At 40.3% G+C, this 21,178-nt stretch carries 22 protein-coding genes and 2 tRNA genes; 4 read left to right on the plus strand and 20 right to left on the minus strand.

The genetic code is table 11. The features are described 5' to 3' along the window. Window positions 1–53: 53 nt before the first annotated feature. The 14 genes from LQZ19_RS09135 to LQZ19_RS09200 all read right to left on the minus strand — a co-directional run bounded on the left by LQZ19_RS09135 (window position 54) and on the right by LQZ19_RS09200 (window position 14,343). Window positions 54–1,823, minus strand: coding sequence for a rhamnan synthesis F family protein (locus tag LQZ19_RS09135; RefSeq protein WP_411047368.1), 1,770 nt, complete (start codon window positions 1,821–1,823; stop codon window positions 54–56). A 50-nt stretch (window positions 1,824–1,873) separates the two neighbouring features. Next, complete coding sequence (locus LQZ19_RS09140; RefSeq protein ID WP_411047369.1) at window positions 1,874–3,472, minus strand: hypothetical protein; 1,599 nt, start codon at window positions 3,470–3,472, stop codon at window positions 1,874–1,876. Further along, window positions 3,453–4,142 (minus strand): glycosyltransferase, encoded by a 690-nt coding sequence (locus tag LQZ19_RS09145; RefSeq protein ID WP_411047370.1) that lies wholly within the window; start codon window positions 4,140–4,142, stop codon window positions 3,453–3,455. The genes LQZ19_RS09140 and LQZ19_RS09145 overlap by 20 nt, the downstream gene beginning before the upstream one ends. A gap of 5 nt (window positions 4,143–4,147) precedes the next feature. After that, window positions 4,148–4,831: a class I SAM-dependent methyltransferase gene (locus LQZ19_RS09150; protein ID WP_411047371.1), complete on the minus strand. Its 684-nt coding sequence runs from the start codon at window positions 4,829–4,831 to the stop codon at window positions 4,148–4,150. Between the two features lie 2 nt (window positions 4,832–4,833). Then, window positions 4,834–5,853, minus strand: coding sequence for an NAD-dependent epimerase/dehydratase family protein (locus tag LQZ19_RS09155; RefSeq protein WP_411047372.1), 1,020 nt, complete (start codon window positions 5,851–5,853; stop codon window positions 4,834–4,836). Between the two features lie 3 nt (window positions 5,854–5,856). Further along, window positions 5,857–7,023 carry a nucleotide sugar dehydrogenase gene (locus LQZ19_RS09160; protein WP_411047373.1) on the minus strand — a complete coding sequence of 389 codons (1,167 nt, stop codon included), beginning with the start codon at window positions 7,021–7,023 and terminating at the stop codon, window positions 5,857–5,859. A 28-nt stretch (window positions 7,024–7,051) separates the two neighbouring features. Further along, window positions 7,052–8,824 carry a rhamnan synthesis F family protein gene (locus tag LQZ19_RS09165; RefSeq protein ID WP_411047374.1) on the minus strand — a complete coding sequence of 591 codons (1,773 nt, stop codon included), beginning with the start codon at window positions 8,822–8,824 and terminating at the stop codon, window positions 7,052–7,054. After that, window positions 8,821–9,912 (minus strand): dTDP-glucose 4,6-dehydratase, encoded by a 1,092-nt coding sequence (gene rfbB / locus LQZ19_RS09170; protein ID WP_411047375.1) that lies wholly within the window; start codon window positions 9,910–9,912, stop codon window positions 8,821–8,823. Before rfbB ends, LQZ19_RS09165 begins: the two co-directional genes overlap by 4 nt. Further along, entirely contained in the window at window positions 9,900–10,790 is an 891-nt protein-coding gene (rfbD, locus tag LQZ19_RS09175) for a dTDP-4-dehydrorhamnose reductase (RefSeq protein WP_411047376.1), read from the minus strand. Before rfbD ends, rfbB begins: the two co-directional genes overlap by 13 nt. Next, window positions 10,787–11,335: a dTDP-4-dehydrorhamnose 3,5-epimerase gene (rfbC, locus tag LQZ19_RS09180; protein ID WP_411047377.1), complete on the minus strand. Its 549-nt coding sequence runs from the start codon at window positions 11,333–11,335 to the stop codon at window positions 10,787–10,789. Before rfbC ends, rfbD begins: the two co-directional genes overlap by 4 nt. A 1-nt stretch (window position 11,336) precedes the next feature. Next, complete coding sequence (gene rfbA / locus LQZ19_RS09185; protein ID WP_411047378.1) at window positions 11,337–12,212, minus strand: glucose-1-phosphate thymidylyltransferase RfbA; 876 nt, start codon at window positions 12,210–12,212, stop codon at window positions 11,337–11,339. 12 nt (window positions 12,213–12,224) lie between these two features. Beyond that, on the minus strand, window positions 12,225–12,962 hold the full coding sequence (locus tag LQZ19_RS09190; RefSeq protein ID WP_411047379.1) for an ABC transporter ATP-binding protein: 738 nt from the start codon (window positions 12,960–12,962) through the stop codon (window positions 12,225–12,227). Window positions 12,963–12,973: 11 nt separating this feature from the next. Beyond that, a complete protein-coding gene (locus LQZ19_RS09195; RefSeq protein WP_411047380.1) occupies window positions 12,974–13,765 on the minus strand; it encodes an ABC transporter permease in 792 nt (263 codons plus the stop codon). A 490-nt stretch (window positions 13,766–14,255) separates the two neighbouring features. After that, window positions 14,256–14,343 (minus strand) — tRNA-Ser (locus LQZ19_RS09200). Between the two features lie 480 nt (window positions 14,344–14,823). Here LQZ19_RS09200 and LQZ19_RS09205 point away from each other — a divergent pair. Together LQZ19_RS09205 and LQZ19_RS09210 are read left to right on the plus strand one after the other, a co-directional pair. Next, the gene (locus tag LQZ19_RS09205; RefSeq protein WP_010253880.1) at window positions 14,824–15,096 is read left to right on the plus strand and encodes an RNA-binding regulator; all 273 of its coding nucleotides are present in this window, start codon (window positions 14,824–14,826) and stop codon (window positions 15,094–15,096) included. 201 nt (window positions 15,097–15,297) lie between these two features. Then, on the plus strand, window positions 15,298–16,650 hold the full coding sequence (locus tag LQZ19_RS09210) for an ATP-binding protein (protein WP_411047381.1): 1,353 nt from the start codon (window positions 15,298–15,300) through the stop codon (window positions 16,648–16,650). A 2-nt stretch (window positions 16,651–16,652) separates the two neighbouring features. Here the strand turns inward: LQZ19_RS09210 and LQZ19_RS09215 are convergent, their stop codons facing one another. Both LQZ19_RS09215 and LQZ19_RS09220 read right to left on the minus strand, forming a co-directional pair. After that, window positions 16,653–17,054: a HEPN domain-containing protein gene (locus LQZ19_RS09215; RefSeq protein ID WP_411047382.1), complete on the minus strand. Its 402-nt coding sequence runs from the start codon at window positions 17,052–17,054 to the stop codon at window positions 16,653–16,655. Next, window positions 17,041–17,367, minus strand: a complete 327-nt coding sequence (locus LQZ19_RS09220) for a nucleotidyltransferase domain-containing protein (protein ID WP_411047383.1) — start codon at window positions 17,365–17,367, stop codon at window positions 17,041–17,043. Before LQZ19_RS09220 ends, LQZ19_RS09215 begins: the two co-directional genes overlap by 14 nt. Before the next feature lie 459 nt (window positions 17,368–17,826). Between LQZ19_RS09220 and LQZ19_RS09225 the strand changes: the two genes are divergently transcribed. Together LQZ19_RS09225 and LQZ19_RS09230 are read left to right on the plus strand one after the other, a co-directional pair. Beyond that, window positions 17,827–19,212, plus strand: a complete 1,386-nt coding sequence (locus LQZ19_RS09225) for a glycine--tRNA ligase (protein ID WP_411047384.1) — start codon at window positions 17,827–17,829, stop codon at window positions 19,210–19,212. Then, complete coding sequence (locus LQZ19_RS09230) at window positions 19,209–19,511, plus strand: acylphosphatase (protein ID WP_411047385.1); 303 nt, start codon at window positions 19,209–19,211, stop codon at window positions 19,509–19,511. The genes LQZ19_RS09225 and LQZ19_RS09230 overlap by 4 nt, the downstream gene beginning before the upstream one ends. 68 nt (window positions 19,512–19,579) lie before the next feature. Here the strand turns inward: LQZ19_RS09230 and LQZ19_RS09235 are convergent, their stop codons facing one another. The 4 genes from LQZ19_RS09235 to LQZ19_RS09250 form a co-directional block, all read right to left on the minus strand. Beyond that, the gene (locus tag LQZ19_RS09235; RefSeq protein ID WP_411047386.1) at window positions 19,580–20,074 is read right to left on the minus strand and encodes a hypothetical protein; all 495 of its coding nucleotides are present in this window, start codon (window positions 20,072–20,074) and stop codon (window positions 19,580–19,582) included. Beyond that, on the minus strand, window positions 20,067–20,252 hold the full coding sequence (locus tag LQZ19_RS09240; RefSeq protein ID WP_411047387.1) for a hypothetical protein: 186 nt from the start codon (window positions 20,250–20,252) through the stop codon (window positions 20,067–20,069). Before LQZ19_RS09240 ends, LQZ19_RS09235 begins: the two co-directional genes overlap by 8 nt. 224 nt (window positions 20,253–20,476) lie before the next feature. Continuing rightward, window positions 20,477–20,547 (minus strand) — tRNA-Gly (locus tag LQZ19_RS09245). A gap of 206 nt (window positions 20,548–20,753) precedes the next feature. After that, window positions 20,754–21,152 carry a hypothetical protein gene (locus LQZ19_RS09250; protein ID WP_411047388.1) on the minus strand — a complete coding sequence of 133 codons (399 nt, stop codon included), beginning with the start codon at window positions 21,150–21,152 and terminating at the stop codon, window positions 20,754–20,756. Window positions 21,153–21,178 lie beyond the last annotated feature (26 nt).

Raw genomic sequence — 21,178 nt, forward strand, 5'->3', positions numbered from 1 at the left:
TTTATTGAATTTTCAGCAAATACGCTAAATCCCTTCACATATAACTATTTTGATTAAAAGATATTCTTAAGACGCAGCAGTATTCTATTTAATGTAATACATATACCATGCTGTCTTAATGAAAATACTACACTCTTAAGGGGTGAGAATAGGTTAAACAAGCGGTAAACCCTGCTATTCATTAAACCATTAAGCAAAATATTATCTTCAAAGTAACTAATATCCCTGGACTCGGACGCCATTATCCGGTAATCAAATCCTTCATTCCAGGCTATATAAACAAGCATACGCTCTAAACAGTGAAGTATAGTTCCATCCATTATCGGTTCAGCGGGAACATCCTGGGCTTTTAATTGCAGTTCAAACAACGGCTTTAAGGCGTTAGGTCTATACCAAAACATTGTACCACAGGGCATTATCGCGGTCAAAAGTGCTTTAAAATCCAGCTCTTTCCTGCAGCCCATCTTTATCCATAGCTGCTCCATTATTTTCTGCATCCTTCTTTCCCGAGAAAAATGTAGGGGGCTAAATATATGAAAATAAAAAGGGATCTCCGGAATAATAATACCAATCTTGTCATTGACATTAAATGTTTTAATTATTTCATCTGTTGGCTTTATCAATAAATTAAATATCTCTTTTTGCCAGCTTAAACCCGTCCAGGCTTCTGAAGTAGAAGATTTCTTTGTATGAAAATGCCCTACAATATCAAATTCCCTCAGTTTTTCTTCAATTGATAACCAGGGGATAATATCACGTCCCCTGTTTTCAATATTAATTATTTCTATTAGACTCCTACCGGAAATATGTCCGATAAGATAGCTTTTTATTTTTTCCTTTTTCTCCAATGTATCGGTAGTTATAAATAAAGAAAATCGAATTTTAAGCCCATCTAAAAGAGTTATATATTGCTTAAAAACATCTATAAAATAAACATGTAAATGTATCGCTATCTTTTGCGGCACATTTACACTATCACCGCTCAACCGTGCTGCAATTAATTTATTATTAATACTAAGCGAAACATTTGGATTATATATTTTAAAAACATGATCATCAATAAGTGAAACCGGATAATCCGTTTTCTCATTCACAAGTTCTTTAATATATTTAGGATTGGGAAATTTAATAAATGATTTTACTTTAATGAATGGGACATCATTAGCTAAACACAGATCCGGGTACCATGTAGATAAATCAGAATGATACATAATACCTGATTGCTTTAAAGTATTGTAAAGAACAGTATAATTAAACCCTGCTCTTTGAAGAATTAAGGTTAACTGGGTTTCATATTTTCTGATTACTTTCTCAACATTTATTTCATATTGTACATTCTGCCAAAATTTTCTAAATATTTCCGATTTAACCACTCTATTACTTAAACAAATAAAATAACTTTGAATATGTTCGGGTATAGGTCCGTGCGTACCCGGCATCCCATGACTCGAAGCCGGAAAAACAGTAAGGCCCCAAAAATCAGGATCCCGGTTTTCCATTGTTTGATATATTGGTTCCATATCAAACAATGGCCCAAAACAGGTATCGTTCATCAGGGTAAGATTGTCGTACTGTTCTAATACACCCCAAGTCTCCTGACATATCCCGTCTTTCCAAGCCCCAAAATCAAATCCCTTATTCTCGCGTACTATAATAGTATTACAGATGATCCTAAGGTTTTCTTCGTATGCTTCTGAAATTGGACTATTTGAAATAAAAACAATACGGCTATATATATGTTTTATATGTTCTAAAAGATATATAACATAATCTGCAGGGTTATTATATTTATTATAATGGACAAATAACAATATTCGTTTCATAAGCTGTTGTCTTCATTATACCGCGTTAAAATATTCAACAATACCCCATTTTATTTTTCGAAAAAAACAGACCATTTGTGGCTTTCAATGAGTTCTATTCTTTCTTTTGCGGATTCATAATCATTCCACGAACGAATATTTTTTAAATTTTCCAATGGTTGGTTCCTATAATCAAGGAGTATATTTTGCTGCATCTTTCTTAATTCAGAGTAGTTCCTAAGAGAAGAAAAATCAGTGTTTTGAGCCATTATCAAAAAAAACAGTGCAAATAAACCATACGCTACAAATTGTTTTCTATTATTAATAATAAATTCGTTAAATATAATTAATACTAAACCGGCTATGCCCAACAATACGCATGACGTATATCTCAAAGACAAAGCTTGTCCTATGCCAAATCCAACCCTTCCCATCGTTAATGAAGCACAAAAGACAAAACTAAAATATATTAAACAAAGAGGAAATATATTCATATTGACTTTTTTCTTTCTGATTAAATATATTGTAATAATAATATTGGTTGAAAATATAATAAAACCCATAAATACTGTGCGGAAAACAAGATCAAACTGATTGTAATAGCGCGGGATAAGAGGGGAACCCAATACGCAAAAAAAATATAGCGGTAATTTATACAAAGGTGCGCCAAAATAGTCAGGATGATAAGGAACTTTATGATAGTTATAAAAATAAAATGTATAAACAAAAATTAAAGGAATTAAAATGTATATATAATTTTTTGCGACAAACTCTTTTTTTGAAAAAGAATCTATACCCATAATACACAATATTACGGGTAATACGAATAATCCATGCAATGCAGAAAAAGCGGAAACAACTGCAGCGATAAGTGAAAATATTAAATACTTATTTTTATTGGAAAAAGTCCATATATGAAATAAATAAAAACTTAAAACAGCAAAACAATTTACCATTATGAATCCAATCTGAAATCCCCAAAGCAAATTTTCAATCTGTATAGTATCAAACACAATAAATCCTAATAATAAAGCTATAAATATATTCATTTTACTATTCTGATTTTTCGTTATATGCTTTAAATAACTTATTAAGCTTAGATATATAAAAGAATTAAGAATCCATGAAACATACATATACACTTTGCTATTAATATGGAATATTAACCCAATTATAAGGAATACTATTTTCGGAAAAACCAATCTATGTTCATTATGTTGGGAAACAAAGTCTTTAAAACGGATGCCATGTTCAAGAATGCCATTTATAAATACCGGCAGGTTCCATTCATCCCAGTACAAGATATTGACACCATAAATAGCAACAACCAAATAACCAAATATTATAGGTAATAATAATAAAAAATTTTGATGGCTTTTTGAAAAAATAAAACCAAAGAAAAAAAGGAGTAAAATTGAGCTTGACACTTGAATTAATATTCCGTTCCAAACTGAATTATTTAGTTTTCGATGCACAATAAATCGTTCGCCAAATAGAATAATCGCATTTCTCACCTGAGGGATAAGTATTAAAAGGCAGCCTACTATCCCAATAATACTGAATAATAAAAGAATTCTTTTTGTATTTTTGGGAATTGTCGGCATTTCTGATACATTGTGAATATTATTTACCATATTTTTCTCATTTTCACTATTGCCGCTTAAAGGCATAGAAGTACCATTTTAAATAATTTTTTAACCATGCCATCAATTTAAAATTGGATTTTCCTGCAACGCGATCTGTCCATATAGTTGGTGTTTCACAGATCATTCTTCCCTGTACATAGGCTTTTGAGACGAGTTCTATACCTATTTCAAAGCCGCCGGTACTTTCGAATACTTGATCCTTTAAAAAAGAAGTACGGTATAATTTAAAACTGTTTGTCGCATCATGGGTCGGCAATTTTGCAAAATAATGCAGCGTTAAACCTGCAAGCCGGGACAATAGTCCTTTAATAGCCGGTCCTCCGCATTGCTTTCCACCTTTCATATACCGAGACCCACATACGATATCAGCATTATACTGTTCCGCCATATTATACATCTTATTAATTACATCAGGAGGATCGGATAAATCGGCCATTGTAACAATGGCATATGTACTTGTAACCTCTTCAAGCCCTGTTTTAATGGCATTCAAAACGCCGTTCCCATATTTATTTTTTACTAAATTAACATTTTCATAGGTTTTTCTTATCTCCTGTACCACGGGAACTGTAGTATCTTCATCGGCATCATAAATAATATTAACTATATGCGGTATATGAACTTCCAGTTCAATATGTTCAATTACTATTTTAATGTTTTCCGCTTCATTGTAAACAGGAATAATAATTGTCAAGGGTCTCATTGTTGTTTTTCCAATACAACAAAAGATTGCTGACCAAGTAGAAGCCTTATAAAGGGTATTTTCAAATATAAAAAAACCAGCAACGGATGCTGCGGCATCCTTGATTTCGTGGTATATGGTAAAAAGCGCGCTATAACATATGACACACTAAATCCGCAAAGCTGTCCTGCTTCGATAAGTGATTTCTCAGTTAATGGGATTTTATGATCGATAAAATCCCAATACGCCCCTTTAACGTATTTAATGTTGGGCTGCAAAATCAGTAATTTTCCCCCATAAACTAAATAATCATAACACAATTTAATTGCAGCCAATACCTGTTCCTTAGAATCAAGATGTTCAAGTAAATTGGAAGCGAATATAATATCAATATTTTTTTTTATATATTTCCCCATATTAAAAAAGTTGTCGTTTATAGCCCGGACATCCTGATCTGCATAGCGATATATATCAGAATTACGATCAAACGCTATCTTTTCATGTGCTTTAATATAGTTAATAAATTCGCAGTTTCCAGCAGCAATATCCAACACACAGCTTTCTTCTGGGATGAACCGTTGGAAAAAATGTTTGCAAAGAACATCCCAAATCTTTTGTTTGCTTTTCGCATTTGCCTTAAACCTATTGTCATATAATACTTGAAGATTGGCATCTTCGGGGGAGGGGGGAGAAGGCAACATATTTAAATCCCGCCTATTTTAACTTGCTCTACAATCCATGGGATTACTTCATCCAATATTTTATCAAGTTTGGTTTCTGCAGTAAACCCAAGGAAATCCTGTGCTTTCTGTACCGAAGGAACCCGTTTTTGAACATCATACTTATAAGGCGTATCAGAAATATATGTAAAGGGCTTTTGGGGGTTAAGCTTTTTCCAAATTGTTTCCGCTAACTCCAACACCGTTGTTGATTCCGGTGTTGATAGATTAAAATCCTCATTTACCGCCTTAGGGTGTTCGATACACAATCTAATGCCTCTGGCCAGATCTCCCGCATACGTATAATGCCGAATCTGATTTCCCGCTCCCAAAATATGAAGAGGATCCTGTCCTTTTACAATCTTTTGTACCAAGTCGGGCACTACGTGACTCATGGCAAGCTGTATATTTCCTGAGTATATCTCTTTATCGCATAATGCTCTTTTTTCGCCGGTACCAACACAATTAAAGGGCCGAATTATCGTATACGGAAGTCCGTATTGTTCGTTGGCCCCCTGACAATAATATTCACATGCCAGTTTTTGAAAGCCGTAGGTACTTAAGGGGGGAGGACATTTTCGTACATCATTTTCTTTGCTGGGAAACGAAACTGCATTTTCATATACCATACTGGAGCTTAATACATTAATTTTTTGAAGCTTCTTATTTTTATATGCCCAAATGGCGGCATCGAATGTTGCTGCCATTATCCGCTCATTTTCCGCTAAAAGATCATACGCTTGCGCATGAAAGTAAGATATACCGCCAATCATCGCGGCTGCCGCTAATATCTGATCACAATCTGCCGCCAGTTTTTTTAGGAGAGAAGCATCCTTCGTATCCCCTTGATGAAACTGATAATTTGGATGATTGTCGTAGGATTTCTTAACAGCTCCATACTTTGAGTAATTATCTATTCCAACAACAGTATGTCCATGCTGAAGCAATTCTTCCACAAGATAACCACAAATGAAACCGGATGAGCCTGTTACCAAAATTTTCATGTTTTAATCCTTATACCATAATCCCCAACAATCCACAAAAGGGACCTTGGGATAAATTTGTTTATACTCATTATGAGGTGTACCCAGAATAATACCTTCCGCTTTTTCAAGAATTTCATCAAGAGGACTAATATTATCTACATATGGATCGTGTATAAGCACTTTAGCCATTTTGAATTCCAATAGTTTTTTAATCTTGAAGGATAAACTTTCCCTAATATCATCATTATTCGCCTTAAATGTCATCCCCAATAATGCAATATTTTTATTTACCAGGGAGCCTATTTTCTTTTCCAATTGCATTACAAGAAAATTAGGTAATCCTTCATTTATCAGCATAGCCGATTGTCCAAGAAAGAAATTATTTTGATAATATGCGGAAAGCTGCATAGTATCCTTGAAAAGACACGGACCTGCCGCAAGTCCGGCCTTGGGGAAATTGGCGGCCCGGGGGTAGTCTTCTTTTAACGCATTATAAACTTTATAGAAATCAACCCCGTCATTTTCAACCATCATATAAAAGGCATTTGCCGCCGCAAATTCAAGATACCGCCAGGTATTGGTTATTAGTTTAACTAATTCCGCTTCTTTACTTTCTAAACGTATAATTTTAGGACTTATCAAAGAAAAAATACCCTCCGCTTCCCGATACGCTTCCTCTGATACGGCCGCAATAATCTGTGGTAAATTAAATATTTCCTCAACCCCCTTTCCCTGCAGTATACGCTCCGGACAAAACGCCAAATTTGCCAGACCAAAATGTTCCTTTAGTAACCGTGTAATTAATTCTGTTGTTCCAGGGAAAATAGTGCTCCGTAATATAACCAATTGATTTTTATTCATCAAGGGGAGATATGAGGATATAACTTTTAATACATCCTGTACTTTAGGATTATGATGTTCATCAACAGGTGTACCGGTAACAAAAATAACAACATCCTGTTCTTTTATTTTTGCTTTATCAGTTACGGCAACAAGGTTTTTTGAAATATGAGCTTTAAGAATATTTTCAGCTCCCTCTTCCTTAAATGGTAGAACGCAATTATTAATTTTTTTAACTGCATCTTCATTGATATCAACTAATGTAACATTAAATTTTCGGCTGGCAAGGGCTAACCCCAATGGTATGCCCACGTGACCACATCCACCAATTATACATATTTTCTTCATATAAACCTCTTATAATAAAATCAATTGATCACTTCAAGATAAAATTAATTATCTTCCTGAAAACCCTTAAAGGAACTAATAAAACCCTTGAGAGCCTATAAGATCTTGATCGTAGGATCATTATTTTTTCATTTCTTAGTTGTTCATTTATTACAAATTGTTGATTAAGCATAAGATTATCCACAAAACCGCTTATTTTTTGCGATTCAGGTACCATAATCCTATAATCAAACCCTTCATTCCAGGCAAGATAGACTACTATACGCTCGATACAATGAAGCAGCGTTCCATCAATTGTTAATGGTTCCGGAGGGACTTCTTCCATGGATATTTTTAATTGAAATAAGCGCCGCAATGCTTCCGGTCTATACCAAAACATAGTTCCACAGGACATTATTGGCGTCATAAGGACTTCGAAGTTTATGTCTTTCCTACACTCCATTTTTCTCCAAAGCCCTTGCATGGTTACTTGCATATTTTTTTCATAAGAAAAGCGTAAAGGAATTGGGATATGAAAAATAAAAGGTAACTCGGGAATAATAATTCCTATTTTACTGTTGGTATTAAAAATATTTACAATCTCATTAATAGGCCTAAGTAATAAATCGTTTATTTCCTGCTGCCATGTGATACCCGACCATTCTTCCGCAACCGGGGATCGCTTTGTGTGAAAATGTCCTACAATATCATAGTCTGCAAGCCTGTCCCCAATGGAAAGCCAGGGAATAATATCCCTTCCACGATTTTCGGTTATAATTATTTCTTTTATTTTCTTCGCGGTGACATGACTTTCCAAACAATCACTTATTTCTTTTGATTTTTCCAGTGTATCTGTTGTTATAAATAAATCAAAATTGAATAAAAAGGAATCGAAATAAATAAAATATTGCTCAAAAAGATCCAGATAAAAAACATGCAAATGTACCGCTATTTTTAAGCTGGTTTCCGGTAATTCCCGATTAACTCGAGCAGGTATCAGTTTATCACATACAAGGAGCGCTGTAAATGGATCATAGCTATCTGAAATTGCATCCTGTATAAGCGAAACAGGATACTCTGATTTCTCCTGTATAAGTTTTAGTATATATTTGGGATGAGGAAATCGAATAAATGATTTTACTTTAACAAAGGGAACTTTGTTGTTGATACATAAATCAGGATACCAAGTTGCAAGATCAGGGTGATGTGTAATTCCGGTTCGTATATTTGTGTCATACAGAGTTGTATAAATAAAACCGGTTTTCCCCAGAATTCCAGTTAACCGAGTTTCATATTTTTGTATTACATTTTCCACCTTCGTTTCAATTTGAACGTTTTCCCAGAATGTCCGGAATACCTTTGATTGTAAAACTTTATTTTTAAAACAAATAAAATAACTTTGTACGTGTTCAGGTATTGCATCATTAGTCCCCGGCATACCATTATTTGCATAAGGACAATTTGTCATTCCCCAAAAATCAAGGGATTGATCTTCAAATCTATTATAAATTGGTTCAATATCAAAAAGGGGCCCAAAACAGGTATCATTCATCAGGGTTACATTGTCATATTGAGTTAAAACATCCCAAGTTTCTTTAAGCAGTCCTTCTTTCCAAGCTGCAAAGTCATAACCTTTATTTTCCCTTAAGATTATGGCATTACATAACTTCGCCACTTTGATCTTTTGATCTTCTGAAATAACACTGTTTGAAATAAACACAATACGACTATAGATATGTTTTATATGTTCCAACAGATACAAAATATAATCGGACAGACCATCATATTTATTAAAATGAACAAAAAGAAGAAGCCGTTTCATATTCTTCGCTCACCATAGTTTTTTTCTATCCAATTTTTATATTCCCCGCTCCGTATTCCTTCTATCCATTCTTTATTTGCTAGATACCAGCTCACCGTTTTATCAAGACCATCATCAAAACTCACCTCTTGCTTCCAGCCCAGTTCCTTCTTGAGCTTAGAACAGTTTATGGCGTAACGACGATCATGGCCGGGCCGGTCTTTTACATAGGTAATTGTCTCCCGAACCTTTGCCTGATCCAACCCAGCTTTTTTCGATACAATATCAATTAAGGTATTAAGCAGTTGAATATTCTCCCACTCGTTTTCCCCGCCTATGTTGTACTTTTCCCCGGTTTTACCCGTATTCAATATGGTCCAAACAGCCCTATTATGATCCTCCGCATAAACCCAGTCCCGTATATTTCTTCCGTCCCCATAAACAGGAAGGGGTTTACCCTCAATCATATTAAGAATCATAAGGGGTATGAGTTTTTCCGGAAATTGATAGGGGCCATAGTTATTGGAACAGTTTGAAAGGGTTACCGGTAGTCCGTAGGTATGGTTATAAGCCATAACCAGATGATCGCTTGAGGCCTTGCTAGCCGAATAGGGAGAACGGGGGTCGTAGGGAGTAGTTTCTGTAAAATACCCAGTCCCCCCAAGGGAGCCATATACTTCGTCGGTGCTTATGTGGTGAAAGAGAACATCCTGCCGCATTGCTCCGTCTTTACTCCAGCAATTTCGTGCTGTTTCAAGCAGAGTAAAGGTTCCCGTTACATTAGTTTTTACAAACGCCTCCGGCCCTAAGATAGAACGATCTACATGGCTTTCTGCGGCAAAATGGACCACTGTGTCAATATTGTATTTTTTAAAAACCTGTTCAGTTATATCCCTAGTGCAAATATTGCCCCGCTCAAAAAAATAACGCTTCCCGCCAAAACGATCTTCAACATCCTTTAGGCTTGCGGGATTTCCTGCATAGGTCAGAACATCAAGGTTAATAATTTTGCCTTTAAATTCAGGTGTTTTTTCCAACAAAGTCCTGATAAAGTTACAACCGATAAATCCTGCGCCGCCGGTAATAAGGATATTCTTTAAACTTCGCATATTTTAAGAAATTCTCCTAAGCTGATATTCCAATCAGGAATGTCAATTCCTAATGTCTTTTTAACCTTCGTCTTATCAAGAACCGAATAAGCGGGGCGTTTTGCCCTTGTCGGAAACTCTACACTGGTGCAGGGACTTACCATACAGTTTTTTGTTAGTATTCCCAGTCTTTTTCCCTTAGCATATATTTCTTGTGCAAAATCAAACCAAGTTATATTACCTTCATTGGTATAATGATATAACCCGAAAGAAACGGTACCAGCTTTTTTTATAAACGCAGTAATCGTTTCCGCCAGATCATAAGTCCAGGTAGGGCTCCCCCGCTGATCATTAACCACAGAAATCATATCCTTTTCTTTCATCAAACTCAGCATAGTATACACAAAATTTTTTCTATATTTACCGTAAAGCCATGCGGTTCTGATTATATAGGATCTGTCATTTTCCTGTAGAACCCTGTTTTCCCCATCCCGCTTTGATTGTGCATAAACACCGTTAGGGCTTGTATGATCCTCTTCCTTATAGGGGCGAACCCCAAAAGAACCGATTATCCCTTTCCCATCAAAGACATAGTCGGTAGAGATATAGATCAGATTTGCACCGATTTTTTTTGCTACCTTAGCAATATTACCAGAACCATCAATGTTTAATTTGCGACAAATAACTGCATCATCCTCCGCCTTATCTACTGCGGTATAGGCAGAACAGTTAACAATCCATTTAAAGGGGGCTTTTTGATTCTCTACGAATGCAGACAGAGCATCCGGATTAGTTATATCTACTTCTCTGCCTGTACCAATATATTCAAGCCCATGTCTTTCAAGGGTCACCGAAAGCTCCCTTCCCAACATGCCCCTATTTCCAATAATCCATATCATTGGTTATTTCCAATACAAAAACTAGGAAGTTTCCTGTCTTTCTCTGATAAAATATATTCCGCAGCAATCTCCGGCCAGATAATACCAATGGAAGGATCGTTCCATATAATACCCCCTTCATCTTCGGGATGATAGAAGTTGGTACATTTATAGGCGAATACAGCTAACTCACTTAATACCAGAAAGCCATGGGCAAATCCCGGAGGTATATAAAATAAGTTTTGTTTTTCACCGCTCAGGGTAACCCCGTGCCATTTTCCCAAGGTAGGCGAACCGGGACGTAAATCCACGGCCACATCGAATACTTCACCCGCAATAGCCCTTACCAGCTTCCCCTGGGGGTGGGTTTTCTGAAAATGAAGACCCCGCAACACCCCCTTTGCCGATTGGGACTGATTGTCCTGAACAAAATGAAAGGGCAACCCGGCATCTGCAAAATCCCGCTCCGACCAACATTCAAAAAAATGCCCCCGGCTATCTCCAAAAACCCTGGGTTGTATTTCGTATAATCCTTCTATGGGACAGGATGTAAACGTAAAGGGCAATTTAATTCTCCTCCGCGATATACCGCAAGTATTCACCGTATTCGGTTTTATATGGAGCGGCTAATTCCAGAAGCGCATCCCTGTTTATCCATCCATTGGAATAAGCTATTTCTTCAATACAGGAAACATACATCCCCTGCCGTTTTTGTATGGTTTCAATATAGTTAGACGCCTCCAAAAGTCCGTCGTAGGTTCCCGTATCAAGCCAAGCCATACCCCGCCCGAGAACTTCCACAGCTAGCCGGCCCTGTTCAAGATAGGTATTATTCACCGCAGTAATTTCAATCTCCCCCCTGGCAGAAGGTTTTATATTCCCGGCGATATCAACTACGGTATTATCATAAAAATAAAGCCCGGGAACAGCATAGTGGGACTTTGGACAGGCGGGTTTTTCTTCTATGGAAAGCGCTTTGCCTTTTTCATCAAATTCCACAACACCGTAAGCGGCGGGGTCCTTAACATAATAGCCGAATATTGCCCCTCCTCCGCCTTTATCGATCTTAGCAGCAGTACTTTTAAGAGTATTACTAAAACCCCGGCCATAAAACACATTATCTCCAAGCACCAATGCACAGGTATCCCGCCCAATAAACCGCGCTCCCAATATAAATGCGTCCGCAAGACCCCGGGGGCTTTCCTGCACAATATAATCAAAATTCATGCCCAGCCAGTTTCCGGAACCAAACAATTCCTTAAACATGGGCAAATCTCTGGGTGTAGAGATGATAAGCACATCCCTGATTCCCGCCAGCATCAAAACCGAAAGCGGGTAGTAGATCATAGGCTTATCATAAAGGGGCAGAATTTGTTTCGATACGGCCTTTGTTATGGGGTAAAGACGGGTTCCTGCCCCACCGGCGAGGATAATACCTTTCAATTTAAAACTCCCTCATTGATAATACTGCGCATATGCATCACAGACCTCTTCCGCAGATCCAATCATTGCAATTTCTCCCTTCCGCAGCCATACTGCTTTTTCACAGAGTCTTTTAACAACATCATTGCTGTGAGAAACAAAAAGCAAAGTCGTTTTCCCTTCAAGCATCTCATGTATCCGGGCTTCGCATTTCCTCTGGAACGCCGCATCACCCACGGAAAGAACCTCATCCACAATCAGAATATCAGGCATTACCAGAGTTGCTATGGCAAAGGCCATCCGGGCCTGCATTCCAGAAGAATAATTCTTAATGGGCATCTTCATAAAATCCGCAAGTTCTGCGAATGCAACAATTCTATTATAATGATTCTTCATGAATTTCTTGTCATATCCCAAGAGCGCTCCCTCCAGATAGATATTTTCTTCTGCGGTCAAATCGGGATCAAACCCTGCTCCCAACTCTATCATCGGCGCAATTGACCCGTTCACCATAACGGACCCCTTGTCCGGAGTCAGTACTCCACAAATAAGTTTTAAGAGGGTGGATTTTCCCGCCCCGTTACTGCCAACTATGCCCCAGGATTCTCCTTTTTTTACCTCAAATGTGATATGCTGCAGAGCTAAGAATTCCTGAAACATAAGCTGACGTTTAGCCAGCTTAATAAAGTATTCTTTTATACTGTCTATTTTCTCAGAGGCCATGTTAAAACGTACCGATGCGTCTTCAACCCTGATAATAGTATTGTCCAAAAACCGACCTCCTACATATACAGTATGAATTTATTCTTAGTACGGGAAAAAACAAAAATACCCACAAATAGCATTATTACCGCAGCCACCGCCCCGCGGCAAATATTACTTACCCAGTCCCCTCCGCTGTTCAACGTAAATTCACGAAAGGCCGCTATATAGAAATACATGGGGTTAAACCGGGTTATAATAGAACGAAGCCACTCCGGAAGCATCTCAACGGGATAGAAAATAGGGGTCATGTACATCCATGCGGTACAAAAAACATTCCATAAATGCTGCGTATCCCGGAAAAAAACCGTCACTGGGGCAAGAAGCATTCCCAAGCCCAGGCAGAAAATATAAAGCTCTATTATTGGCAGAACGATCAACAAAAAACGGACGGTAAGCTGGGTCCTAGTAACAGCCAAAACAACCAGCAGCGCCCCCAAAGAAAAAAGCATAGTAAAAAATTCACTAGTTACGGCTGATAGGGTAAATATATACTTGGGTATATAGATTTTTTTAAACAGCGCTGCGTTTCCTATTATTGAAGGCAATGCCCAGGCAGTCGCCCCCATCATAAAGGAAAACAACAGCTGTCCGCTAAGCAAATATACCGGAAAATTAGCAACCCCCCGGGCGAACATAGCAGAAAATACTATGGTCATAATAATCATAGTTCCAAGGGGGTTGAGTATACTCCAAAGATAGCCCAGTATACTCCGGCGGTAGCGCAGTTTTATATTCCTCGCCACAAGCTGGAAAAACAAATGCTGGTATTTAGTAAATATTTTAAAGCGGCTAACAACCGTATTCATCATAACTAATTATACTCCATCAGAAAGCCGGAAACCTGTACTTCCAGCGAGGTTTTTTGGGTATACCAAAGCCTCCGCCGGGATCGGCAGTTTTTACCCTTATAGCAGAAAAAACCCAGCCGCCGCCGAAACAGGCTTGCCGGATCTGCGGCACCTTAAACCGCTGTCTGATGGATATAATACCACGAAAAAAAAGAAAATACAATATCGTGCAAGTTCTATAGATTCATGGCAATCCGGCCCTGCTTTGCTAATAAAAAGAGCTCCAGATCCGCGATCTGAAGCTCTTTCCGGCAGATTCTACAGCTTACGGAGCAGGGGGGATTCGGTCTCCGGTCGCGGACTTCCTGTCCGCTCCCTCCGACCGCCTACGTCCCCTGACGGCGGCATCCATGCCGCCTTTTCCTCCCTCCGGTCGGCGGGGACTCCGGTTCGAATCCCCACTCCTTTTAGTACATTTTGCCAACGGAAGAATACTTTATTCTACAGCTTACGGAGCAGGGGGGATTCGAACCCCCGGTACCCGGTTAGGGTACGACGGTTTAGCAAACCGTTGGTTTCGGCCACTCACCCACCGCTCCCAAAGTTAACCAATCACTATAGTATATGACAACAGAGCTTAAGGATATCGGAATTTGGAACCAATGTCAAGGAAGAAAACGGACTCTTCAATATGTCCCCGGGATGCGCTATTTTGTCGAAATTGAAGGGGGTTTATGCGGGAAACGGGGGTAGTGATGGAAATAATGGATTATCTTTCATTTACCCCTTGACATTTCTTTCTTTTCCGTCATATACTTCTTCCAAGAGTTGGAAACTCCCAGACATTACTATTATCTTTTCTAAGTACTTTTGGAAAGTCTGCTATTTTTAGTTACTGGTCTTCAGTTCGATTATAAAATATCCGGATTACCTACTTTAACAATCATGAAAGGAAAATCCTGAATGTCCCTTCCCAGCTTGATCCTGTCCATTACGGATAACCGTTTTGTACAGGCTAACGCTTATCCTGGATGAGCGGACTACAAAAGACCCGGTAAAGGCCGGGCAAAGGAAGCCAAATGGCTAAAAAATTATATGTAGGCAATCTTTCCTACAATACCCACGAAGATAATCTCAGGAGCCTCTTCTCCGCCTTCGGTACAGTGGAATCGGTCAAAATCATCACCGATCGGGATACGGGCAATTCCAAGGGTTTCGGCTTTGTGGAAATGAGCACCGACGCGGAAGCTCAGGCAGCCATCAGTGGAACCAACAGCACGGACCTTGACGGCCGGGCTATCAAAGTAAACGAAGCAATGGACAAACCCCGCCGGGAAAGCAATCGCTGGTAGGACAATCCGCCGCCGCAGGGCCTACGGGGTCTGCGGCGGTTCCACTTTTAAAAAAATACTAAAATATCTTTATTTTCCACGAATATTACCAGGATAGAATCATCGGTCATTGGAATAACTTGACAGGATAATCTGTACCCATTATATTTTAGTTACCATGGTAACAGTTACGGCGGTAACTAAAACGAAGGTATCGGGATTATGAAATTCTATGGCAGAACCAAGGAAATTGAAGAACTGAACCGTATTGGGGAACTGGCGTTTACGGATCATTCCCGGATGACCGTTATAACCGGACGACGGCGTATCGGCAAAACAAGCCTTATCACCATGGCAACCGCAAAAACACCCACGGCCTATCTTTTTGTGGGACGCAAGGATGAAGCCGCTATTTGCGGGGAATTTGCGGCTACTATTTCCACGGCCCTCAATGTCTTTATACCCGAAGGGATTAACCGCTTTCAGGTCCTGTTTCAATACCTTATGGACCTCGCCACCCGCCGGCCCTTTACCCTGGTGATTGACGAGTTCCAGGAATTTCTGAACATCAACCCCTCGGTCTATCACGATATGCAGCATCTTTGGGATCAATACAAGGACCGCAGCCGTATGCATCTTATTCTCTGCGGTTCGGTATATTCATTCATGCAGCGGATATTTCAGGATTCTAAGGAACCCCTTTTCGGCAGGGCGGATAACATTATTAAACTTTCGCCCTTTGATCTGACAACCCTCAAAAAAATAATGACGGATTACCGGCCAAAGTACAGCAACGATGAGCTTTTGGCGCTCTATGCTTTTACCGGCGGCATCCCTAAGTACATTGAAATGTTTTGCGATAACCTTAATCAGGAGCCCGGACTGAGTATTCCCGGGATGATCGATTTTATGGTTCGGGATAATTCTCCCTTTATTGAAGAAGGAAAGTACCTGCTCATTGAGGAATTCGGTAAAAATTACGGGGTCTACTTCTCTATCCTGGATGCCGTGGCGGGGGGGCTCAATACCCAGCCGGCCATAGCGTCCACTCTGGGCGACAAGAGTATTGGCGGCCACATAAAACGGCTGATTGAGGACTACAATATCCTTATCCGCCGGCGGCCGATTCTGGCAAAAGAAGGAACCCAGACAGTGCGGTATGAGATTGCCGATAACTTTCTGCAATTCTGGTTCAACTATTTTGACCGGTATCGTTCCATGATTGAAATTAAGAACTTCACCGGGCTGCGCTCCATCATTAAAGCCGACTATACCACCTATTCCGGAAGGATCCTGGAACGGTACTTTAGGCAGCAGCTTGCGGAAAGCCAGAATTATCGGGATATCGGTTCCTGGTGGGAAGGAGCTCGAAAGGGGTCCACGGGGGATGATCAGAACGAAATAGACATTGTCGCCCTGGGGCTGGAAAAAAACCGCGCTCTGGCGGTAGAGGTAAAACGGCAGCGGGGGAAATACAAGCCTACCCTGCTGGCGGCAAAGATAGAGCGGCTTAAGGAGAAGGCGCTGCCGGGGTACGAAGTTGAGGGGCGATGTCTGACGCTGGAGGATATGTAGGGTTAAGTATTATTTTTTCTCATTTCAGCTTTCAGTTTTATTATTTCTTCAATCCAATTAATACAATCGTTTGCTATTTTTATGCATTCTGCATATTCTGCTTTTGTTATTTCTTCATATTCTCCAGGATACCTTGTTTGAACAGCAAAATTATTCAATTTTATTAATTCTTTTATGTTATCCGGTATTTCAGTATATTTTGTTAACGATTCTAATAATATACCGAGATTATGTGTAAATTCAGGTTCCTCACCAAAATATATTAATAAACATTTTAATGCTTTTTCGGCGGCCTGCTGTGCTTGAAAACACAGATCCTCATAATATATTAATTCATTGGCTGTTATCTTTGATAACTCAAAACTACTTCTTGCTCTATCCAGCCATGCTTCATATCTCTCCATATATTATTTTTCCTTCATTCTTTATTGTTTTATAAATTAATCCAATTTCTTTACTCAACATGTTATATTTGTCATTGTCTATGGCCAATAAATCTATCGGTTTGTTTATTCCTCGATCAAAAAATGCTCTGTATAATTTATTAGTCATTTCCCGCTCGTTTTTTAATCCTTTTTTTAAAATTAACAAATCAATATCGCTATTTTTCTTATTATCTCCACGCGCATAAGAGCCAAAGAGTATTATCCCATCAGGAGAAACAAGTGAACAAATTATAGATACGATGTCCTTTAAATAAGGAATCTCATTATTCATAATACTATTATATGTCATTACTTTTATACTGTCAATGTTTCTATAATTCTTTATATTGCACTGAATTATTTGGAGTCTATACCACTGTTTCTGAAATAAATCCGACGAAGAGAAAATAAGGGTAACAATAAAAGAGCGGGAATGTGGATACAGTGAACGATGATGGAATGGGGGGAAGAAACATGGTGAAAAGGGCTTTTCCGATTCGGTGAACTACCTGCTCGCCTGTGAATTGGATCGGCTTGGCTATAAAAGAGAAGTCTATAAGCCGGGTGGTTATGGAAAAACTAAAGCCGAACCCACCACAAAAAAGCCATAAAAGGCGCCTTCGCGGTTCTTCCTTCTTTTCCCCGCTTAATTGACCCGCCCTTACTCCCTTCTATATAATAAACCCATGTCCGGGGCAGCCCCTAACCATTGGCGCCAGCCGCCGGACCATCAAATTTTTTGGAGTTATCCATGTCAGAGGAAATCGAGTATAAAGGTCCTGCCACTATGGAGAAAATCACGTCCCTCGCCAAGAGACGGGGTTTTGTGTTTCAGTCATCGGAGATTTACGGGGGTCAGAACGGCGCCTGGGATTACGGGCCTTTGGGGATAGAGCTGAAAAATCGTATTTCCCGGAACTGGTGGAGGGAAATGACCCAGCTGCACGACAATATCGTGGGCCTGGATGCGGCTATCCTAATGCACCCCCGGACTTGGGAGGCCTCGGGGCATGTGGAAAACTTTACCGATCCCCTGGTGGACTGTAAGAAGTGCAAGACCCGGTTCCGGGCGGACCAGATTGATCCGAAAAACCTGGCGGAAAAGAAGTGCCCCGACTGCGGCGGGGAGCTGACCGATACCAGGAAGTTCAACCTCATGTTCAAGACTCATATCGGCCCGGTGGAATCGGCGGCCGGAGAGGTGGACAACAACCTTATCTACCTGCGGCCCGAAACTGCCCAGGGGATTTACGTTAACTACAAAAATATCATCCAGTCCAACCGGATGAAGATACCCTTTGGGATTGCCCAGATTGGCAAGGCCTTCCGGAACGAGATTGTCACCAAGAACTTCATTTTCCGCACCTGCGAATTCGAGCAGATGGAGATGCAGTACTTCGTAAAACCCGGCACGGATGTGGATACCTTCAACGAATGGAAAAAGCAGCGTTGGGCCTACTACGAGAAGCTGGGGGTTAAGATGGACCACCTGCGCTGGCACCAGCACGGGCCGGATGAGCTGGCCCACTACGCCAAGGACGCCTACGATATTGAGTACCTCTTCCCCATGGGCTGGAAGGAGCTTGAGGGTGTCCACAACCGGTCCAACTATGACCTAACGCGGCACACGGAATTTTCCGGCAAGGACCTGCAGTACATCGATCAGGAGAATGGTAATGAGCGATATATTCCTTTCATTATCGAAACCTCGGCGGGCCTTACCCGGACTTTGCTGATGATCCTCTGCGATGCCTATGACGAAGAAAAGGTAGCGGATAAGGGCAACGATGACGACTGGCGGACGGTGCTGCGTTTCCACCCCACGGTGGCGCCCATTACCGTAGCGATACTCCCGCTGATGAAAAAAGACGGCCTGGCGGAACTGGCCCAGGATATCCGGGCTGAACTGCGGGAAGACTTCGCCACCGACTACGATCAGGCCGGGGCTATAGGGCGGCGTTACCGCCGGCAGGATGAGGCGGGGACCCCCTTCTGCGTCACCATTGACTACGAATCCAAGGATAACGGCACAGTAACCCTGCGCTTCCGGGATTCCATGGAACAGGTGCGTGTGCCCCGGACGGAACTGGCGGAGCAGCTGCGGAAAGAGATTAAGGAATACAAACGGATTAAGTGAGCCGCTTCTCGACGCCGGATCAAAATCCCCCATCCGCTTTTTTTGCCCAGGTTCGGGGCCGAGTCCAGGGTGTGGGGTTCCGGTATTCCGCTTATAACGAAGCAAGCCGCCTCCGTCTGACCGGCTGGGTACGAAACACCCGTGACGGGGAGGTAGATGTCTGGGCTGAGGGTCCGCAGGAAAACCTGGATCTGTTTCTCCGGTGGCTTCACCAAGGGCCGCCTAGGGCACGGGTGGAGTCGGTAGAAGCTGAAACTAAAATTCCAACAGGGGCGTATATTGTATTTTCAATTGAGTAGCGGCTTTTCAGCGGACGACGGGAGTCGAACCCGCGTCACAAGCAAAGTGTCACTTTTCCCACGGTAGGCTATGCCATACAAAGACTTGCTGCCAACATCATAATCGACTCTTTGGTCAATTCTCTATATCTGAATGAGTAGTAAATATCCTTCACAAATTTACCAGATATTTCTGCCTTCTTTTTATGAGTATCTTGAAGGTAGCAATATATAGTATTTGTAAAAAGGCACAGGGCAATTTTTGCATTGAGAATATCGGATTCTGTCCCAGGACAGGAAAAAGGATGCAGTTTTAAAATCCAATAACAGAGGAGCGATCCTTCGTTAAGTTCACCCATCTTATCCCCGTCATAGAAAACATGGAAATATACCCGGCGTTTTTCCACCCTTTCAATCATTTCAAAGATAGCAGGTTTGGACATGATGATCTTAGTAGTATCAAATTGTAATACGGTAGCCAGATTCCCCAAAAGACGTTCCATTGTTTTTTGCATACGTTCAATGGCGTCCCTCCCAAGGGAGCCAAAAATTGGGAAATCTTCCGGCCTGCTTGCTTTAGTCATCTATAGATTGTAACGCAGCAATAAGCTGCTGCCCCTCCGGAGTTTTAGACATATCACCCTTTTCGGATGATAGCCAGTCAAAAAAATCCATACCATCAGGTCTAATGCGGGAATTGCTAATCTCGTCTTTCTTTTTGAGGTATTCCTCGTATTCTTTATAAGAAAACGAAAGGTTCATTGCTTACCCCTTAATTTAATATCCCCAAACAGGGAACTATAGCGCAATTATTCACAAGTGCACCTATTTATTTATCTAGTATCTTCCACTTTTGTCGTATTGGCAAGAAGTAATTATCCATCTTGACCATTTTTTCCCTTTTTTCAATAAAAGAAAACAGGGATACCGGTAGACCGGGCTGGCCTGGATATCCTTGAGGAACAGCGTAAAAGGTTTCCGCTTTCAGCGGACGACGGGAGTCGAACCCGCGTCACAAGCTTGGGAAGCTTGGATAATACCGTTATATGACGTCCGCATCTAGGAATTTTAGTTTACCCAAAAAGAACGGGGCCTGTCAAGGGGACGCTCATTAGGGAATAGCACAATGAAGAATAATATCATCAACAGGTATTCTGAAACGTCTTGACTGATTTATCAAAGCCAATGTTCCAATACAATGCTGACCATCTCTGATGAAGATGGTGAAACCTGCGGTTCTTGGTTTATCAATAAACTCAAACATCACATCATAGCTTGGGTTTGAAATTTGAGGCAGTTTCCAGTTTTTTCTTGCCAAAACATCCTTGGTAAACAACTTGTTCTGGAAAGTTTAATTTCAATAGCGCGATATTCAGCCCAGTAATCTTCCATGTGCGACTCTTTTACAACTTCGATAAGATCGTCATGACCTTTACGATTAATTATAATGTCCATAACATAACTAGCAGTAAGACGTGAAAGGTTTTGGGCTGATTCCTCGACGGTACTCCCCACAGAGTCAAGGATAAACTCAAGATTGGTTGACTCATAGTTCCCGAAGGCGGTTTTATTAACAATGAAATGGGTATGAGGAATATTCCAATCGAATCCGGGAGTTTCAAATATAATTCTCCCAATAGCAACAAAATTCTTATCGTCCATTTTTAATCCCTCTTTATAAATATATC

It is taken from the genome of Treponema primitia (assembly GCF_046533075.1).
GTDB classification, from domain to species: Bacteria; Spirochaetota; Spirochaetia; order Treponematales; family Breznakiellaceae; genus Termitinema; species Termitinema primitia_B.

Coding starts and splice junctions, on each gene's coding strand:
- LQZ19_RS09240 (WP_411047387.1), bottom strand. CDS start 20,252: ATGAACCTTTCGTTTTCTTATAAAGAATACGAGGAATACCTCAAAAAG.
- LQZ19_RS09205 (WP_010253880.1), top strand. CDS start 14,824: ATGGCTAAAAAATTATATGTAGGCAATCTTTCCTACAATACCCACGAA.
- LQZ19_RS09225 (WP_411047384.1), top strand. CDS start 17,827: ATGTCAGAGGAAATCGAGTATAAAGGTCCTGCCACTATGGAGAAAATC.
- LQZ19_RS09165 (WP_411047374.1), bottom strand. CDS start 8,824: ATGAAACGGCTTCTTCTTTTTGTTCATTTTAATAAATATGATGGTCTG.
- LQZ19_RS09150 (WP_411047371.1), bottom strand. CDS start 4,831: ATGTTGCCTTCTCCCCCCTCCCCCGAAGATGCCAATCTTCAAGTATTA.
- LQZ19_RS09140 (WP_411047369.1), bottom strand. CDS start 3,472: ATGCCTTTAAGCGGCAATAGTGAAAATGAGAAAAATATGGTAAATAAT.
- rfbD (WP_411047376.1), bottom strand. CDS start 10,790: ATGATATGGATTATTGGAAATAGGGGCATGTTGGGAAGGGAGCTTTCG.
- LQZ19_RS09210 (WP_411047381.1), top strand. CDS start 15,298: ATGAAATTCTATGGCAGAACCAAGGAAATTGAAGAACTGAACCGTATT.
- LQZ19_RS09155 (WP_411047372.1), bottom strand. CDS start 5,853: ATGAAAATTTTGGTAACAGGCTCATCCGGTTTCATTTGTGGTTATCTT.
- LQZ19_RS09215 (WP_411047382.1), bottom strand. CDS start 17,054: ATGGAGAGATATGAAGCATGGCTGGATAGAGCAAGAAGTAGTTTTGAG.
- LQZ19_RS09250 (WP_411047388.1), bottom strand. CDS start 21,152: ATGGACGATAAGAATTTTGTTGCTATTGGGAGAATTATATTTGAAACT.
- LQZ19_RS09195 (WP_411047380.1), bottom strand. CDS start 13,765: ATGATGAATACGGTTGTTAGCCGCTTTAAAATATTTACTAAATACCAG.
- LQZ19_RS09135 (WP_411047368.1), bottom strand. CDS start 1,823: ATGAAACGAATATTGTTATTTGTCCATTATAATAAATATAATAACCCT.
- LQZ19_RS09235 (WP_411047386.1), bottom strand. CDS start 20,074: ATGACTAAAGCAAGCAGGCCGGAAGATTTCCCAATTTTTGGCTCCCTT.
- rfbB (WP_411047375.1), bottom strand. CDS start 9,912: ATGCGAAGTTTAAAGAATATCCTTATTACCGGCGGCGCAGGATTTATC.
- LQZ19_RS09160 (WP_411047373.1), bottom strand. CDS start 7,023: ATGAAGAAAATATGTATAATTGGTGGATGTGGTCACGTGGGCATACCA.
- LQZ19_RS09220 (WP_411047383.1), bottom strand. CDS start 17,367: ATGAATAATGAGATTCCTTATTTAAAGGACATCGTATCTATAATTTGT.